We start from the raw sequence: 15836 nt of genomic DNA, 5'->3' as shown, positions 1-15836 counted from the left end.
CCGCGTGCGGTCAGCGGACCTCGAGCAGGTCCACCACGAAGATCAGCGTCTCGCCCGGCTTGATGACGCCACCGGCGCCACGGTCGCCGTAGCCGAGGTGCGGCGGGATGACGAGCCGGCGACGTCCGCCGACCTTCATGCCCTGGACGCCGGTGTCCCAGCCGGAGATGACCTGGCCGATGCCGAGGCGGAACTGCAGCGGCGTACCGCGGTTGTAGGACGCGTCGAACTCCTCGCCCGAGGAGTGGGCGACGCCGACGTAGTGGACCGAGACGGTGGAGCCGGACGTGGCCTCGGCACCCTCCCCCTCGACGAGGTCGGTGACCTCGAGGTCGGTGGGCACGTCGCCCATGTGGGGGTCGACGTCGGGCTTCTCGCTCACGGGTTGCTCCGTTTCTGGTGGGTGTCAGGTCTGGTGGACGTAGCTGTCGAGCTGGTCGCGCTCGAACTCGAGCTCGCCGATGCGGTTCTTCACCACGTCACCGATGCTGATGATGCCGGTCAGCCGTCCGTCGGCCACCACCGGGACGTGTCGGATGCGGTGCTCGGTCATGGTCTGCATGAGGTCGGTGAGGCCGTCGTCGCCCGCGCAGGTCCGCACGTCGGCGGTCATGATCGAGCTGACCGGCCTCTCGAGCACGGCGGTGTCCTCGTGCAGGCGGCGTACGACGTCTCGCTCGCTGACGATCCCGGCGACCCGCTCGCCGTCCTCGCTCACCACGAGGGCGCCCACGTTGTGCTCGGCGAGGAGGGCGACCAGCTCGCGCACGGTGGCCTCCGGTCCGATGGTCACGACCGCCTGGCTGTCCTTGTGCTGGATGACGTCCTTGATCTTCATGTGCCCGCCTCTCGTCCCGCAGAACTGGTGAGACGTCACCGTAGCCAAGCCGGACTGCGAGGGACAGGGGCGAACGACCCGCGCGGCCGTCGCACCCAGTGGAGCACCGGTCGAGCACTCAGTCGAGCACCGGCGGGGCCTGCCGGGCGCGCAGGCTGCTGACGGAGCCGGGACCGCGTCGCGGCACGTCGGGATCGGTCCCGTCGTCGTGCGTCGCGCCCAGGAAGGACAGCGCGGCGTCGTGCAGGTGACCGTTGGACGCCAGCGCGTTGCCGCCCCACGGCCCGTCGGTCCCGTCGAGGGAGGTGAACCGGCCGCCGGCCTCGCGCACGATGACGTCGAGGGCGGCCATGTCGTAGAGCTCGAGCTCGGGCTCGGCGGCGAGGTCCACGGCGCCCTCGGCGAGCAGCATGTAGGACCAGAAGTCACCGTAGGCGCGGGTGCGCCAGCAACGGCGTGACAGCGACACGAAGTCGTCGAGGCGGTCGCGCTCGTCCCACCCGGACAGGGAGGAGTAGCTCAGCGACGCGTCCTCGAGGCGTCGTACGTCGGACACCTCGCACCTGGTGGCCTTGAGCAGGGAGCGGCCCGTCCAGGCGCCGTTGCCGACCGAGGCCCACCACCGGCGCTGGAGCTGCGGAGCGGAGACCACGCCGAGGACCACCTGGTCGTCGACGGCGAGCGCGATGAGGGTCGCCCAGACCGGGACCCCGCGCACGTAGTTCTTGGTGCCGTCGATCGGGTCGACGATCCAGCGGCGCTGGCTGTGCCCGGTCGTGCCCTGCTCCTCGCCGACGACCGCGTCACGCGAGCGGACGCGGGACAGCGTGCGGCGGATGCCCTCCTCGACGGCCTTGTCGGCGTCGGTGACGGGAGTCAGGTCGGGCTTGCTCATGACGTGCAGGTCGAGCGCCTTGAAGCGGGCCTGGGTCAGCGAGTCCGCGTCGTCGGCCAGCACGTGGGCCAGCCGCAGGTCGTCGGTGTAGTCGGTGGAGCCGGTGATGGGCATGTTCACAGGCTATTCCCAGCATCGCGCCCTAACCTGCACGCATGGAGCTCAACGGTGTGCCGCTGCACCCTCTCGTCGTGCACGCAGTCGTCGTCCTGGGACCGCTCGCGGCGCTGACCGGCCTGGCCTACGCGGCCGTGCCGAGGTGGCGCTGGCTGCTGCGGTGGCCGCTCGTCGTGCTCGCCGTGGTGGCGGCCGCAGCCTCGGTCCTGGCGGCCCAGGCCGGCGAGTCGCTGCTCGAGGCACGACCCGAGCTCGAGCCGATCGTGGAGGACCATCAGGAGGCCGGCGAGCTGATGCGCAACGTGGCCCTGGGCTACGCGCTCGTCTCCGGTCTCGCGGCGTGGGCGCTCGGCGGCGTCTCGGCCCTGGCATCGGGGCGCGGCGCGCGGAAGACGCGCTTCGGCATCCCGGTCGCGCTGCTGCTGGCGGTCGGCGCGGTGGCCCTGCTCGTCACGGTCTACCTCGCCGGGGACTCCGGGGCGCAGGCCGTCTGGGGATGAGCGCTACCAGTCACTCGAGGCCTCGCGGGCGGCGAGCAGCCGCCGGAAGGACTCCACCCGGTCGGGGTCGGCCTGACCCGCCTCGACCGCCTCGTCGAGGCCGCACTCGGGCTCGCCGCTGCCGTGCGTACACCCGCGGGGACACGTCTCGGTCATCTCGTCGAGGTCGGGGAACGCCTCGATGAGGTCCTCGGGCTGCACGTGCGCGAGCCCGAAGGACCGGATCCCCGGGGTGTCGATGATCCAGCCGTCGCCCCGCCCGTCCTCGCCGGGCAGCTCGAGCAGGTAGGCGCTGGTCGAGGTGTGCCGGCCGCGGCCGGTCACCGCGTTGACGATGCCGACCTCACGTCCGGCGTCGGGGACCAGCGCGTTGACCAGGGTGGACTTGCCGACGCCGCTGTGCCCGACGAGCACGGAGGTGCGACCGCGCAGCCGTGCGCGCAGCTCGGTGAGGTCGCCGGCGCCCTCGCCCTTGAGCTGGGTGACCACCCACGGCACGCCGAGCGAGCGGTAGGTCGACAGCAGGGTCTCGGGGTCGGCCAGGTCGGCCTTGGTGAGGCACAGCAGCGGCGCCATCCCGGCGTCGTAGGCCGCCACCAGCGCGCGGTCGATCAGGCGCGGGCGCGGCTCCGGGTCGGCGAGGGCGGTGACCACGACCAGCTGGTCGGCGTTGGACACGATCACCCGCTCGACCGGGTCGTCGTCGTCGGCCGTGCGGCGCAGGGTCGTCGTCCGCTCGACGACCTCGACGATGCGCGCCAGCGCGCCGTCGGCACCGCTGGTGTCGCCCACGACGCGCACGTGGTCTCCCACGACGACGCCCTTGCGGCCGAGCGGTCGTGACTTCATCGCCATCACCCGGTGACCGTCCACGAGCAGCGTGAAGCGTCCGCGGTCGACGGTGACGACGCGGCCGTCCACGGCGTCGTCGTAGGTCGGCCGGTCCTTGGTGCGCGGGCGGGTGCGGCGGCGCGGCCGCTCGTAGTGCTCGTGGTCGTGCTCGGAGTAGCGGCCGGTCACGGCTGGCCGCCGTGGACCGCGCGGCTCCAGGCGCCGGCGAAGTCGGGGAACGTCTTTGACGTCGTCGCCACGTCCTCGACCAGCACGTCGTCCACGGCTAGCCCGAGGATCACCCCGGCGTGGGCCATGCGGTGGTCGGCGTAGGTGTGGAACGTGCCGCCGTGCAGGGTCGACGGCCGGATGCTGAGCCCGTCCTCGCGCTCGGTGACGTCGGCGCCCAGCCGGCCGAGCTCGGTGGCCAGCGCCGTGATGCGGTCGGTCTCGTGGCCGCGGATGTGGGCGACGCCGCGCAGGTGCGACGGCGAGTCGGCGAGGGCGCAGAGCGCGGCGACGGCGGGCGTCAGCTCGCCCACGTCGTGGAGGTCGAGGTCGACCCCGGACAGCCGTGGGGGCCCGACCACGGTGAGGTCGCCGTCGGCCAGGGTCACCTCGCACCCCATGAGGGTGAGGATCTCGCGGAGCTCGTCGCCGGGCTGCGTGGTGGCGGCGGGCCAGTCGGTGACGGTGACGCGCCCACCGGTGGCCGCCGCGAGGGCCAGGAAGGGCGCCGCGTTGGAGAGGTCGGGCTCGATGTCGTGGTCGACGGCCCGGACCGGGCCGGGAGCGACCGCCCAGCGGTTCGCGTCGCCGTCGTCCACCTCGACCTCGTGGCGGCGGAGCATCTGCACGGTCATCTCGATGTGGGGGAGGGAGGGCACCGGCTTGCCGACGTGGCGTACGTCCACGCCCCGGTCGTAGCGGGCACCCGCGAGCAGCAGGGCCGAGACGAACTGTGAGGACGCGCTGGCGTCGATCGTGACCGTCCCGCCCGGCACGGAGCCGGTCCCGTGCACCGCGAACGGCAGGGCGCCCCGGCCGCCGTCGTCGACCCGTACGCCGAGCGCGCCGAGCGCGGTCAGCATCTGGCCGACCGGCCGCAACCGCATGTGGGGGTCGCCGTCGAAGCGGACGGTGCCCTCGGCCAGCCCGACGACGGGCGGGACGAAGCGCATCACGGTGCCGGCGAGGCCGCAGTCGACGTCGGCGTCGCGGTTCCACGCGGCCGGGGTGACGCGCCAGTCGCCGGCGCCCGGACCGCCGGTGTCCTCGACCCCCGTGCCCAAGGACGAGAGGGCCGCAGCCATCAGCAGCGTGTCGCGCGAGCGCAGCGGACGGCGCAGCACGCTCGGGCCGTCGGCGATCGCGGCGAGGAGCAGCGCGCGGTTGGTGAGGGACTTGCTGCCCGGCAGCGAGACGACCCGGTCGACGGTGTCGGTGGGGCGCGGGGCCGGCCAGAGCTCAGTCACCCGCGCACCCTATCGAGGTCAGGTCAGCTGGGCCTTGGCCAGTTGGGCCTCGCGACGCGCTTCCTTGGCCACGTGCTTGGCCTCGCGGCGCACGTCGGCGGCGGCGCGGCGGGCCCGCCAGGCGAGCCCGGGCCTGCCCTCGGTGTCGACGGCGGCGAGGAGCAGGCCGCCCATGATGGAGGTGTTCTTGTAGAACTGCAGGCGCTGGGCGTTCTTGGCCTGGGGGTCGGTCTCGTTCCAGAAGGCGTGCCCGGCGACCGTGGTCGGCACGAGGGAGGCCGCCAGCACGGTCGCGCTGAGCCGCGGAGCGCGACCGGTGGCCAGCGCGGCTGCGGCGAGGATCTGGGCACCGGCGTTGACCCGGACGAGGGTGGCCGGGTCGGTCGGGATCGGCAGCTGCGGCGCCGCCTTCTGTGCGGCCGGGACGACCTTGTCGGTCACCTTCTTCGCCTTCGCGGCATGGCCCTCGGTGTTGCGGAGGGCGTTGATGCCGCCGGCGACGAAGATCGTGGCCAGCATGGGACGGGCGAGCAACCGGGTGATCGTCATGGCTCATTGTCTACACGATCCACGGGGAGGACGCTCCGTCCGCAGGGGTGCGGGGCGCGGTCGCCGGGGCGCCGGATCAGCCGAGGGTGGCGCGCCAGGTGTTGTTGCCGGCGTCGGAGTCGCTCCCGGAGGGGGCGAGGGTGGCGACGACGCTCCCGCCCTGCGGGACCACGACCTCGACGGCGACGGCGGTGTCCCCGGCGACCTGGCAGGTGGCGACCGTCTTCACCACCGTGCACCGCGCGTCGACGGTGCGCACGACCTGCGCGTCGACGCCCTCGATGCGGAGCTGCGCGCTCGCGCCGCCCGCGAGACCCGCGACCCGCACCACGACGGCGTACGTCGGCCGGCTCCCGCCGACGCTCCCGGTCACCGAGGCGTCCGCAGCGGGCGGCTCGGGGCTGGGGTCCTGCGTCGGGTCCTGCGTCGGGTCCTGCGTCGGGTCCTGGGTGGGCGGCGGGTTCGACGTCGGGTTGGAGGTGGGGTTGGAGGTGGGGTTGCTGGTCGGGTTGGACGTCGGGTTCGAGGTGGGGTTGCTGGTCGGGTTGGACGTGGGGTTGGACGTGGGGTTGTTGGTCGGGTCGGACGTCGGGTTCGACGTGGGATTCGAGGCCGGGCCGTCCGTCGGGTTGCTGCCCGGGTCGGACGTCGGCGCCTGGCTCGGGGCCTGCGTGGTGTCGTCGGTGGCCTGCGTCGGGTCCGTGCCCTGGGTGGGGTCGGACCCCTGGGTCGGCTCGGAGCCGGGCGCCGAGCCCGGGGTCACGTCGGCGTCGCCCGGCGGCGGGGTGAGTGCCGGAGCGGTGGATCGCACGCGCAGGCTGCCGGGTGAGCGGCCACCGGGGGCGGCGGAGCCGTCGTCGGCACCCGTCACCGCGATCTCGGAGTCCGTCGTGCTCTCCGACGTCAGGGCACGCGTCGGCGCGGACGCCGGCTCGTCGGAGCCGCGGAGCCCGATGGCGATCCCCCCGGCCACGACGACGGTGCTCACGGCCACGCCGGCGACGGCAGCCACGCCGGCGTTGCCGGTGACGAGGTCGCGGACCCGCCCCACGAGCGCCCCGACGCCCACCGGGGCCGCGGCGGAGACGGCGGTGGTGCCGAGGTAGGCGGTGGCCACGCCGCCGAGGAGCAGCGGGGCGAGGAGGCCGCCGAGGTTGGAGTTGACCTCGGTCAGCTCGAGGTAGATCGCCATGCACGACCGGCACTCGTCGAGGTGGTGCTCGACCTTGGCGGCGTCGCGGCGCGACGAGGCGTTGCGGACGTAGGCACCGAGCTGCCCGTGGGTCCAGCGGCAGGCGTCCTCGTCGAGCTCCGCCGCGTGCTGGGTCAGGAAGGCCTGGCGCAGGCCCTCACGGGCGCGGTAGGCCAGTGCGGAGACCGAGTTGGCGCTCATCCCCAGCATCGGCGCGATGTCGGCGGGCTTGTCGCCCTCCACCTCGGTGTGCCACAGCACGAGCTGCCAGCGCTCGGGGAGGCTGGCGAAGGCACGCGCTGCGGCGGCGCTCTCGAATCCCTCGACGGCGGTGTCGCGGAAGGGCACCCCCGGGTCGAAGGCCTCCATGTCGTCGGTGGTGTGCAGCCGCGAGCCCGCCCGGAAGCGGTCGACCTGGAGGCGCCGCACCGCGGTCAGCAGGTAGGCGCGGAACGCGAGGTCGGGTCCGCCGCCACGCTGCAGCACGCCGAGCACCTTCACGAACGCCTCGGACACCAGGTCCTCGGCGTCGCCTGCCGGGACGAGCTGGCGCGCGAGCCGGCGGGCGGCGTCGACGTGGCGCTCGAACAGCGTGCCGTAGGCGTCGACGTCCCCGCCGCGGACGGCCGAGATCAGCTCGGCGTCGCTGGCCGTCTCGACGCTCGTCGCCACGCTCATGGCTCGACGCTCATCTGGACGCTCATGACTGCACGCTCATGGGTTGGGACGCTTCCGCAGAACAGCACTCCGGCGGACACCGGTTCCTCCGACTGTAGCCCGGCCGGGGCGTCGACGGTCCGGGAAAGTGAAGAAACCCGATTGTCGGTCCGGACCGCGTCATGGACGGCGATGAGGCCCGTCACACCTGCAGAGCATGTCGAGAGCATGCCTTGGGGAAATGACTGGGGGACCCGGAGGGGGTGGCCGTGAAGATCTTCGCCGTGCGGGGGCGTCGTCTTGCGGCTGCCGATCCTGGGGTGAGCGGGCCGCAGCCCACCGTCGAGCGGTCGGGGTTGCCGCACCGGTTCGAGGCTGTCGGCGAGGCGCTCACCTCAGGATCGGACGTCATCGACGTCTGCGCCGTCGTGGGCCAGGAGCTGGCCCGCGACGGGGCGTCGGTGGAGGAGACGCTCGCCGGGCTGCGCGACACCTGGCAGTGCCTCACCGGCGCCGACCCGTCGTACGACGTCGTCACGGCGCTGCTCACCGCGTGGAGCGAGACCACGCTGGGCTACCTCAACCAGCTGTCGTGCGAGGACCCGCTGACCGGGCTGTCGAGCCAGGCGCACCTGCGCAGCAGGCTCGCGGAGCTGTACCGGCTCGGGGGTGCCGGGACCGACGACGGCGTCGGCGGCTTCGCGCTCGTCGTGTTCGAGATGCCGTCGGGCGACGATCCGTCCGACGAGTCCGGCGACCACTTCACGCGGGCGATGCGGTTGGCACGTGCGGGCGAGCTCGCCCGGACGGCGTTCGCGCGTGACGAGACGGTGGCGCGGCTCGGGATGCACCGGGTCGGCGTCCTGACCCGCCGCGACGAGCACCTCGGGCGGCGGGTCCGCGTCCTGCGCACCCTCCTCGGCGGAGCCGAGCCGGACACCCCGGTGCGCGTGTGGATCGAGGGGCTCCCGGGCACGGACGCGGTCGCCGGCATGCTGCTCGACGAGCTGGCCCGCGGCTGACCCGGGCTGTCGGCCGGCTCCCCTAGGGTGGTCGTATGTGCGGCCGCTACGCCTCGTCCCGGAGCTCGGACGACCTCGTCGAGGAGTTCGAGGTCGTCGAGACCCGCATCGCCGCGCCCCTGGCGGCCGACTACAACGTCGCACCGACCAAGGAGGTCTACGCCGTCGTCGAGCGCCCGCCCTCGCGCGAGTCCGACCAGCCTGCCCAGCGCCAGCTGCGGGTCCTCACCTGGGGTCTCGTGCCGTCGTGGGCCAAGGACCCCTCGATCGGCAACCGGATGATCAACGCCCGGATGGAGACCGTCGCGGAGAAGCCGGCCTACCGCAAGGCCTTCGCCACCCGGCGGGCCCTGCTCCCGGCCGACGGCTACTTCGAGTGGTATCCCACGTCGCGCACCGACGCCAAGGGCAAGCCGGTCAAGCAGCCGTTCTTCATCCGTCCCAAGGACGGCGGCGTGCTCGCCATGGCAGGGCTCTACGAGATCTGGCGCGACCCGACGAGGGCGGAGGACGACCCCGACCGCTTTCGCTGGACCTGCACCGTGCTGACCACCGAGGCCGAGGACTCGCTCGGCCACATCCACGACCGGATGCCGCTCATGGTGGAGCGGGAGCGCTGGCACCAGTGGCTCGACCCCACCACGCCCGGTGACACCTCCCTGCTGGTGCCCGCCGCCCCCGGCCGCCTCGAGGCCTACCCCGTGCCGAGGCTGGTGAGCAACGTGCGCAACAACGGACCCGAGCTCATCGAACCGCTGCCGCTGGAGGAGGTCGAGTGAAGAAGGCATCGGTCCGCTCGGTGGAGACCCCCCACGGCGAGGGCCGGCTGCACACGCGACGCGCCACCAGCCCCATGGCGACGCTGCTGCTCAGCCACGGCGCGGGCGGCGGCGTGGACGCCCCCGATCTGCTGGCGCTGGCCGACGCGCTGCCCGCCCAGGGCGTCACCGTCGTGCTGTTCGAGCAGCCCTGGCGTGTCGCGGGCCGCAAGATCGCGACGGCCCCGCCGACCCTCGACACAGCCCTGCGGTGTGCCGCCGACGTGATGCGGGTCCGCACGCCCCTCGTCGTGGGCGGTCGCTCGGCCGGTGCCCGGTCCGCGGCCCGCACGGCGCGGTCGTTGGGCGCCACCGGCTGCCTGGCCCTGTCGTTCCCGCTCCACGCACCGGGGAGGACCGAGCCGACCCGGTTGGGAGAGCTGCAGGCCGTGGGCCTGCCGACGCTCGTGGTGCAGGGGGAGCGCGACCCGATGGGCCGTCCGGAGGAGTTCCCCGGCGACCTCGACGGCCTCGACCTGGTGGTGATCCCCGGGGGCGACCACTCCCTCAAGGTGCCCGCGCGGGGCGAGGTGAGCCAGGACGAGGCGATGGGGATCGTCGTCGAGTCGACCCTGGAGTGGCTGGTGCGTGAGGTCGTCGGGAATCCCCGGCGCGGGTGAGGTGTTGCGCCGGTGTGACTGCAATGACCCTGGATCGGACCACGGCGGTACTGTGGGAGGCGATGACTGAATCGCTCCGGGACGAGATGTCCCCCCCTGCAGAGGTCGCCGTCGAGGACGAGACCGCCGACGAGCGCTCCGTGCGCTTCGAGCGCGACGCACTGCCCTACCTCGACCAGCTCTACGGCGCGGCGATGCGGATGACCCGCAACCCCGCCGACGCCGAGGACCTCGTGCAGGAGACGTTCGCCAAGGCCTACAGCGCCTTCCACCAGTTCAAGCCCGGCACCAACCTCAAGGCCTGGCTCTACCGGATCCTCACCAACACCTACATCAACTCCTACCGCAAGAAGCAGCGGCAGCCGCAGCAGTCGATGTCGGAGGACGTGGAGGACTGGCAGCTCGCCCGGGCGGAGTCGCACTCCTCGACCGGTCTGCGGTCAGCGGAGATGGAGGCGCTCGAGCACCTGCCCGACTCGGAGGTCAAGGACGCCTTGCAGCGCCTGCCCGAGGAGTTCCGCCTGGCGGTCTACCTCGCCGACGTCGAGGGATTTCCCTACAAGGAGATCGCCGAGATCATGGACACGCCGATCGGCACCGTGATGTCGCGGCTGCACCGCGGGCGACGCCAGCTGCGCGACATGCTGGCCGACTACGTGCGGGCCAACGACCTCCTCCCGGCGTCGACCGTGCCCGGTCCGGCAGAGGGGAGCGAGTCGTGAGCAGCCACGAGCACGACATGGCAGAGGGCAAGGACGACTGCGTCGACTACATCGAGCGGATCGTCTACTTCATCGACAACGAGCTCGACCAGGCCGACTGCGCCGTCGTCGAGATGCACCTGCGCGAGTGCGGTCCCTGCCTCGAGCGCCACGACCTGCAGAAGGCCGTCAAGCAGCTCGTGGCCCGCTCCTGCTCGGAGTCGGCTCCGGACTCGCTCCGCGAGCGCGTACGCCTCCAGCTGCGCGAGGTGAAGGTCCAGATCACCGAGGGCAACGCCTGAGGTCGGTCCCACCCGATTAGCCGCCTCCCGGCGGATTTGAGACACTGCTCCGAGCACCGACTCCAGGAGGACCACCATGGGCAAGACCGGACGCAAGCGCCGCGCTCGCAAGAAGAAGGGCGCGAACCACGGCAAGCGCCCCAACGCCTGACGCGCACCCGCGCCGTCAACTCGTAGAAGTCCCCGCTGCGGCGGGGACTTTTGCATGTCCGGACCGTCCTCGGCCGCCGCGGTCGGGCGGGGCGGGTTGCCCACCGACCGCCGAGGACCCGGCTCGGAGAACTGCGGCGGTACGACACCTGGCGCGGCCCGCGGCCGTCGTACGGCCGCAGTTCCTCGCCCGTCCACGGTTGCGCGGCTGGTCGAGCACGTGCCCGGCGACCGCCGAGGACCCGGCTCGGAGAACTGCGGCGGTACGACGCCTGGCGCGGCCCGCGGTCGTCGTACGGCCGCAGTTCCTCGCCCGTCCACGGTTGCGCGGCTGGTCGAGCACGTGCCGAGCGATCCGCCGAGGACCCGGCTCGGAGAACTGCGGCGGTACGACGCCTGGCGCGGCCCGCGCTCGTCGTACGGCCGCAGTTCTTCCTGACCTCGAGGTTGGGCCGCCCGGTGGGTCGGACACGGTCGTGGGCGCGGGCTCGGTCGTCACGCTCGACCTGCCACCGGGCCCCGCGCGAGCTCCGAGCGCTGGTGCCGTCGCGCCGCCCTCGCCGTGCACTCGCCGGGGTGATCAGCCCGTCAGCCGCGACATGAACCGCTCGGCGTCGACCACCACCCGCGTGATCTCGCCGGCGGCGAGCACCTTCCCGCTGGAGGTGTCGCGCGCGCTGACCGTGAAGCGGTGCAGACGCCCGTCCTCGTAGGCGCTGGACGCGCTGACCTCTACCTCGGCGCCGACCGGGCTCGCGGCGAGGTGCTCGACCTGCACCCGTGTGCCGACGCTGGTCGCCCCGTCCGCCAGCACGGGAGCGAGGCAGGCGCAGGTGGCCGCCTCCAGCCAGGCGAGCAGGCGCGGCGTGCCGAGCACCGGGAGGGACCCGCTGCCGACGGCTGCGGCGGTGTCGTCGTCGGTGACGACGTACGTCAGCGTGGCGGGCTCGAGCTGCGGCATGGGCAGGCCTTCCGGGATTCGGGCGGTCGGTGGGGCAACCTGAGGGACGGACACACGTCTACCAGACATGAGCGCGGGGGCCGCAGGGGTGGGGATCGAGACCGAGTCGTCGGTGGACATCACCGAGCTCTACGCCGCCCACCGGCTCTCGCTGGTCCGGCTCGCGGTGCTGCTGGTCGACGACCTCGCCTCGGCGGAGGACGTCGTCCAGGACGCGTTCGCCGCGCTCGCCCGCCGGCCGGACGCGGTCCGGGACCCGTCGAAGGCTCTGGCCTACCTGCGCGTCTCGGTGGTCAACACCGCCCGCTCGGCGCAGCGCAGGCGTCGTACGGCGCGGGCCTACTCGCCACCCCACGACCTGTCCCCACCCTCGCCCGAGGACACCGCGGTGCTGGCGGAGGAGCACCGGGAGGTCATCGAGGCGTTGCAGCGGCTGGCGCCGCGGCAGCGGGAGGTGCTGGTGCTGCGCTACTGGTCGAACCTGTCGGAGGCCGAGATCGCGCGGACGCTCGACATCAGCCAGGGGACCGTGAAGTCCACCGCCAGCCGCGCGCTCGTCGCGCTGGAGCGGGCCATGCAGGCCCCTGCGAGCACGGGGAAGGAGGAGCGATGACGACCACGCCCGAGCGGGAGTCCGACATCGAGCGGCGGCTGCGCGCCGCCCTGTCCGCGCGCGCCGACCTGGTGCAGCCCGAGCGCCTCGCGCCGCTGGCGCCCGTGGTGCCGCTGCGCCCGCGCTGGCGGTCGCCGTGGGTCGTGCTCGCGACCGCGGCGGTCATGCTGCTCGTCCTCGGTGTCGTGCTGCAGGGCCTCGGCCGTGACCCCCGCTCCGACGACGTCGCACCCTCACCCGACGGGCCGCGGGTCGAGCTGCCCGACGACGTGGGCCGCGGCTGGGAGCCCACCACCCTCTCGCGGACCCCGCGTCTCGACCTCGACGGCGACGGGACCGACGAGAAGGTCACCTTCCGCGGGGAGCCGACCGAGGGGTACGACGGCCGGCTGCGGATCGAGACGACGCTGAGCAGCACCGGCGAGGAGGCCTACGGCATCGCGGAGGTGGGGACGACGCTCGACAGCAACGCGCTCGACCCCATCGACGCCGACGGGGACGGCGACCAGGAGCTGGTGCTCTACTTCGACGACGCCTCGGCCGTCGCCGGTGGCGGCCACCCGCTCGTCTTCGACCTGCGTGACGGCCTGTTGGTCCAGGCGGTGCCGCAGGACCCCGACCTGCTCCGGCGCGGCCAGGTGCCGGTGCCGGGCAGCAGGACGGAGCACTACGAGATGGTGCGGATCCACGACTACTGGTTCGAGGACGGCACGCTCTGGTCGAGCAGGTCGGTGAACGCCTATGCGGCGGGCAACATGACCCTGCTGCGACCCGAGACGGTCGTCGTCGACGCGTGGACCTGGACCCTCGACGACGCGGGCGTGCTGCAGCCCGACGACGCCGGCTGCCTGCGCGTCGGCCTCGAGTCGACCCAGCCGTGCGGTGACGACACCGCGGACGAGCTGCCGTACGTCTCCCCGGTGGCCGACGACACGTTCGGCGCGGGCGGGAGCGCCGTGTTCGACGTCGGCTACCGGTTCACCGCGCGCCTCGAGGCGGGCGACCCGGCCACGCTGGTGATCGAGGGCGAGGACGGCCGCACCCTGCGGCACCCGCTGGACGTCACGGATCCTCGGGTCTCGACCACCCAGCCCACGTCGGTGATGTCCGACGGCGCCTCCTTCTACGTCACCTCCGCGGCCGACCCGTCGTACGCCCAGGTGCTGGTGCAGGACGGCGACGTCCTCCGCGCGCTGCGCCCGACCGGCGAGGTCGAGCTGGCCGACGACGACACCACCCGCACGTGGCTGACGAGCAACGGCGCCCTCGTCACGGCGGTCGCGGGGGACGGCGGCACGTGGCGAACCTGGCTCTGGCAGATGGTCTCCGGCACGGAGATGGCGGCTCTCCCGTCGGCCACGGTGTGCTTCGACGACCCCGAGGACCCCGCGACCGTACGCCGGTGCTGAGCCCGGGTCAGAAGGTCTTGCTGAAGGCCAGCAGGTCGACGCCCGGCAGCGGCGACCAGTCCCGCCCCGGCTCGCGGGAGTACCCGAGGCGGGCGTAGACCCGGTGGGCGGCCGCCATCGTCGCCAGCGACGACAACGCCATGCCGGTGGCCCCGTCCTCCCGGGCGCGCTCCTCGCACAGCCGCGCCAGGGCGGTCCCGGCGCCGGTGCCCTGCGCGACCGGGTGGACCGCCAGCATCCGGAACTCGCCCTCGTCGTCACGACCGATCTCGCGCCACCGTGACCCGGGCGGGCAGTAGGTCACGTTGCCGACGACACGCGCGCCGTCGACGGCCACCCACACCTCCGCCTGGGCGTCGCGTGTCGCGACGTCGTGCAACCGCTCGCGGTAGTCGTCCTCGGCGCCGGTGAGGAACGGCTCGTAGGCCGCCACGCAGACGTCGCCGGCCGCCGCGTAGTCCTCGGCCCGGATCCGGCGCAGCTCCACGGGACGGTCCTCAGATGCCGAACGTGCTGCGGGGGTAGGCCGCCTCGACGTCGGTGATCACGTTGACGAGGTAGGGGACACCCGAGGCGTAGGCCCGGTCGAGCGCCGGACCGATCTGCTTGGGGTCGGTGACGGTCTCGCCGGCACCGCCGAGTGCCTTGACGACGTCGTCGTAGGGGGTGCGCTGGGCGAGGTCGGCCGCGACGTCGTAGCCGTAGAGCATCTGCATCGGGCCCTTCTCCAGGCCCCACGCGGAGTTGTTGCCCATCACCATCACGACGGGCAGGTCGTGGCGCACGAGCGTGTCGACGTCCATCAGCGAGAAGCCGGCCGCCCCGTCGCCGAGCAGGAGGGTGACCTGGGCGCTGGGTCGCGCGATGCGGGCGGCGATGGCCGCGCCGAGGCCGGCGCCGAGGCAGCCGTAGGGCCCGGGGTCGAGCCAGCCGCCGGGCCGCTGCGGCTCGACGTACTTGCCGGCGAAGGAGACGAAGTCGCCGCCGTCGCCGATCACGACCGAGTCGTCCTCGAGCCGGGGCACCAGCTCGCCGTAGATGCGGGCGGGGTGGATCGGGTCGGCCTCGGCCGTGAGGAGCTGGGCGTCGCGCGCGGCGGCGGCCCTCACCTGGTCGCGCAGCTGGTCGGCCCACGCCTGCCAGTCGGGCCTGGTGCCGCGCTCGACCGCCTTCTGGAGGTCGTCGAGGACGGTGGTGAGGTCGCCCGCGACGGACGCGGCGAGCTCGGCGTGGCCGGAGACCTGGCCGGGGGAGTCGGCGATGTGCACGACCCGGGCGAACTCACCCGTCGGGTTCTTGTCGGGACCGCCGAAGGCGCCGTAGCCCAGCCGGAAGTCGAGCGGGGTGCCGACGACGACCACCAGGTCGGCCCCGGAGAGGGCGGCGCCCCGAGCCTTGGTGACCAGCGAGGGGTGCCCGCCGGGGATGATGCCGCGGCCCATGCCGTTGGTGAGGGTGGGGATGCCGAGGTCGTCGACGAAGCGCAGCGCGGCAGCCTCGGCGTGGTCGGCCCAGACGTCGGTGCCGAGGATCAGCACGGGTCGCTCGGCGCGGGCCAGCAGGCCGGCGATCGCCTCGACGGCGTCGCCGTCGGGCTCGATGGAGATGCCCTCGCCCGAGCCCACGGTGCCGGAGGCCGGGGCGAAGAACTCGTCCATCGGTACGTCGACGAAGACCGGGCCGCGGTGGCTCGACCGGGCCAGGGTGAACGCCTCGTCCATCCCTGCCGCCACCTCGCCGGCCGTCATGAGCGTCCGCGCCGCCTTGGCGACCGGCGCGATGATCGGCGGCTGGTCGAGCTCCTGCAGGGAGCCCGTGCCCCAGCGGTTCTGCGGGGCGCGGCCGCCGACGACGACCATGGGGGAGCCGGCGAACTGGGCCTGGGCGATCGCGCTGATGCCGTTGGTGACGCCGGGACCCGCGGTGAGCACGGCCAGCCCGGGGACCCGGGTGAGCTTGCCGGTCGCCTCGGCGGCGAACGCGGCGGTCTGCTCGTGACGCACGTCGAGCAGCCGCACCGGCGGGCCCTGCCCCTCCTGCTGCGTCTTCACGGCGCCGTCGTACATCGGGAAGACGTGGGCCCCCGACAACGTGAACATGGTCTCCACGCCGTGGGCGCGGGCGACGTGGACGGCCAGCTCGCCGCTGTGGCCGGTGATCTCGCTGCTCTCGCTCATCGCTGCAGG

At 73.4% G+C, this 15836-nt stretch carries 19 protein-coding genes; 9 read left to right on the top strand and 10 right to left on the bottom strand.

All coding sequences use genetic code 11. The features are described from left to right. Positions 1-10: 10 nt before the first annotated feature. From NCI01_RS10215 to NCI01_RS10205, 3 genes are all read right to left on the bottom strand, one after another. Positions 11-352, bottom strand: a complete 342-nt coding sequence (locus NCI01_RS10215) for an FKBP-type peptidyl-prolyl cis-trans isomerase (protein WP_254181668.1) — start codon at positions 350-352, stop codon at positions 11-13. 54 nt (positions 353-406) lie between these two features. Next, positions 407-838: a CBS domain-containing protein gene (locus tag NCI01_RS10210; RefSeq protein ID WP_254181376.1), complete on the bottom strand. Its 432-nt coding sequence runs from the start codon at positions 836-838 to the stop codon at positions 407-409. Positions 839-956: 118 nt separating this feature from the next. Next, positions 957-1847, bottom strand: coding sequence for an inositol monophosphatase family protein (locus NCI01_RS10205; protein ID WP_254181375.1), 891 nt, complete (start codon positions 1845-1847; stop codon positions 957-959). 41 nt (positions 1848-1888) lie between these two features. Here NCI01_RS10205 and NCI01_RS10200 point away from each other — a divergent pair, with 41 nt between their 5' ends. Further along, a complete protein-coding gene (locus NCI01_RS10200; protein WP_254181374.1) occupies positions 1889-2350 on the top strand; it encodes a DUF2231 domain-containing protein in 462 nt (153 codons plus the stop codon). Between the two features lie 3 nt (positions 2351-2353). Here the strand turns inward: NCI01_RS10200 and rsgA are convergent, their stop codons facing one another. The 4 genes from rsgA to NCI01_RS10180 form a co-directional block, all read right to left on the bottom strand. Next, entirely contained in the window at positions 2354-3370 is a 1017-nt protein-coding gene (gene rsgA / locus NCI01_RS10195; protein WP_254181373.1) for a ribosome small subunit-dependent GTPase A, read from the bottom strand. Next, a complete protein-coding gene (gene aroA, locus NCI01_RS10190) occupies positions 3367-4656 on the bottom strand; it encodes a 3-phosphoshikimate 1-carboxyvinyltransferase (protein WP_254181372.1) in 1290 nt (429 codons plus the stop codon). The genes rsgA and aroA overlap by 4 nt, the downstream gene beginning before the upstream one ends. Positions 4657-4674: 18 nt before the next feature. After that, positions 4675-5205 (bottom strand): DoxX family membrane protein, encoded by a 531-nt coding sequence (locus NCI01_RS10185; RefSeq protein WP_254181371.1) that lies wholly within the window; start codon positions 5203-5205, stop codon positions 4675-4677. A gap of 76 nt (positions 5206-5281) precedes the next feature. Then, on the bottom strand, positions 5282-7075 hold the full coding sequence (locus NCI01_RS10180; protein WP_254181370.1) for a sigma-70 family RNA polymerase sigma factor: 1794 nt from the start codon (positions 7073-7075) through the stop codon (positions 5282-5284). A 248-nt stretch (positions 7076-7323) separates the two neighbouring features. On the opposite strand from NCI01_RS10180, the gene NCI01_RS10175 reads away from it, so the two are divergent. The 6 genes from NCI01_RS10175 (at position 7324) to NCI01_RS22945 (ending at position 10668) form a co-directional block, all read left to right on the top strand. Then, a complete protein-coding gene (locus NCI01_RS10175; RefSeq protein ID WP_254181369.1) occupies positions 7324-8076 on the top strand; it encodes a hypothetical protein in 753 nt (250 codons plus the stop codon). Between the two features lie 35 nt (positions 8077-8111). Continuing rightward, the gene (locus NCI01_RS10170) at positions 8112-8855 is read left to right on the top strand and encodes an SOS response-associated peptidase (RefSeq protein WP_254181368.1); all 744 of its coding nucleotides are present in this window, start codon (positions 8112-8114) and stop codon (positions 8853-8855) included. Further along, positions 8852-9514: an alpha/beta hydrolase family protein gene (locus tag NCI01_RS10165; protein WP_254181367.1), complete on the top strand. Its 663-nt coding sequence runs from the start codon at positions 8852-8854 to the stop codon at positions 9512-9514. The genes NCI01_RS10170 and NCI01_RS10165 overlap by 4 nt, the downstream gene beginning before the upstream one ends. Positions 9515-9576: 62 nt before the next feature. After that, on the top strand, positions 9577-10236 hold the full coding sequence (locus tag NCI01_RS10160; RefSeq protein ID WP_372495141.1) for a sigma-70 family RNA polymerase sigma factor: 660 nt from the start codon (positions 9577-9579) through the stop codon (positions 10234-10236). Then, positions 10233-10517 carry a mycothiol system anti-sigma-R factor gene (gene rsrA, locus NCI01_RS10155; RefSeq protein WP_254181366.1) on the top strand — a complete coding sequence of 95 codons (285 nt, stop codon included), beginning with the start codon at positions 10233-10235 and terminating at the stop codon, positions 10515-10517. Before NCI01_RS10160 ends, rsrA begins: the two co-directional genes overlap by 4 nt. Positions 10518-10593: 76 nt before the next feature. Beyond that, positions 10594-10668: a 50S ribosomal protein bL37 gene (locus NCI01_RS22945; RefSeq protein ID WP_369759046.1), complete on the top strand. Its 75-nt coding sequence runs from the start codon at positions 10594-10596 to the stop codon at positions 10666-10668. Positions 10669-11247: 579 nt separating this feature from the next. On the opposite strand, the gene NCI01_RS10150 is transcribed toward NCI01_RS22945, so the two are convergent. Further along, on the bottom strand, positions 11248-11628 hold the full coding sequence (locus NCI01_RS10150) for a thioesterase family protein (RefSeq protein WP_254181365.1): 381 nt from the start codon (positions 11626-11628) through the stop codon (positions 11248-11250). A gap of 67 nt (positions 11629-11695) precedes the next feature. Here NCI01_RS10150 and NCI01_RS10145 point away from each other — a divergent pair, with 67 nt between their 5' ends. Continuing rightward, positions 11696-12241, top strand: a complete 546-nt coding sequence (locus NCI01_RS10145; protein WP_254181364.1) for a SigE family RNA polymerase sigma factor — start codon at positions 11696-11698, stop codon at positions 12239-12241. Next, on the top strand, positions 12238-13650 hold the full coding sequence (locus NCI01_RS10140; protein ID WP_254181363.1) for a hypothetical protein: 1413 nt from the start codon (positions 12238-12240) through the stop codon (positions 13648-13650). Before NCI01_RS10145 ends, NCI01_RS10140 begins: the two co-directional genes overlap by 4 nt. 7 nt (positions 13651-13657) lie before the next feature. Here the strand turns inward: NCI01_RS10140 and NCI01_RS10135 are convergent, their stop codons facing one another. Both NCI01_RS10135 and NCI01_RS10130 read right to left on the bottom strand, forming a co-directional pair. Continuing rightward, on the bottom strand, positions 13658-14137 hold the full coding sequence (locus NCI01_RS10135; protein ID WP_254181362.1) for a GNAT family N-acetyltransferase: 480 nt from the start codon (positions 14135-14137) through the stop codon (positions 13658-13660). A gap of 10 nt (positions 14138-14147) precedes the next feature. Then, on the bottom strand, positions 14148-15827 hold the full coding sequence (locus tag NCI01_RS10130) for an acetolactate synthase (protein ID WP_254181361.1): 1680 nt from the start codon (positions 15825-15827) through the stop codon (positions 14148-14150). Positions 15828-15836: the final 9 nt, after the last annotated feature.

The sequence above is a fragment of the Nocardioides pinisoli genome (assembly GCF_024199985.1).
Taxonomy (GTDB): domain Bacteria; phylum Actinomycetota; class Actinomycetes; order Propionibacteriales; family Nocardioidaceae; genus Nocardioides; species Nocardioides pinisoli.
Note: the sequence above shows the minus strand (reverse complement) of the source record. Positions and strands in the feature narration are given on the sequence as shown.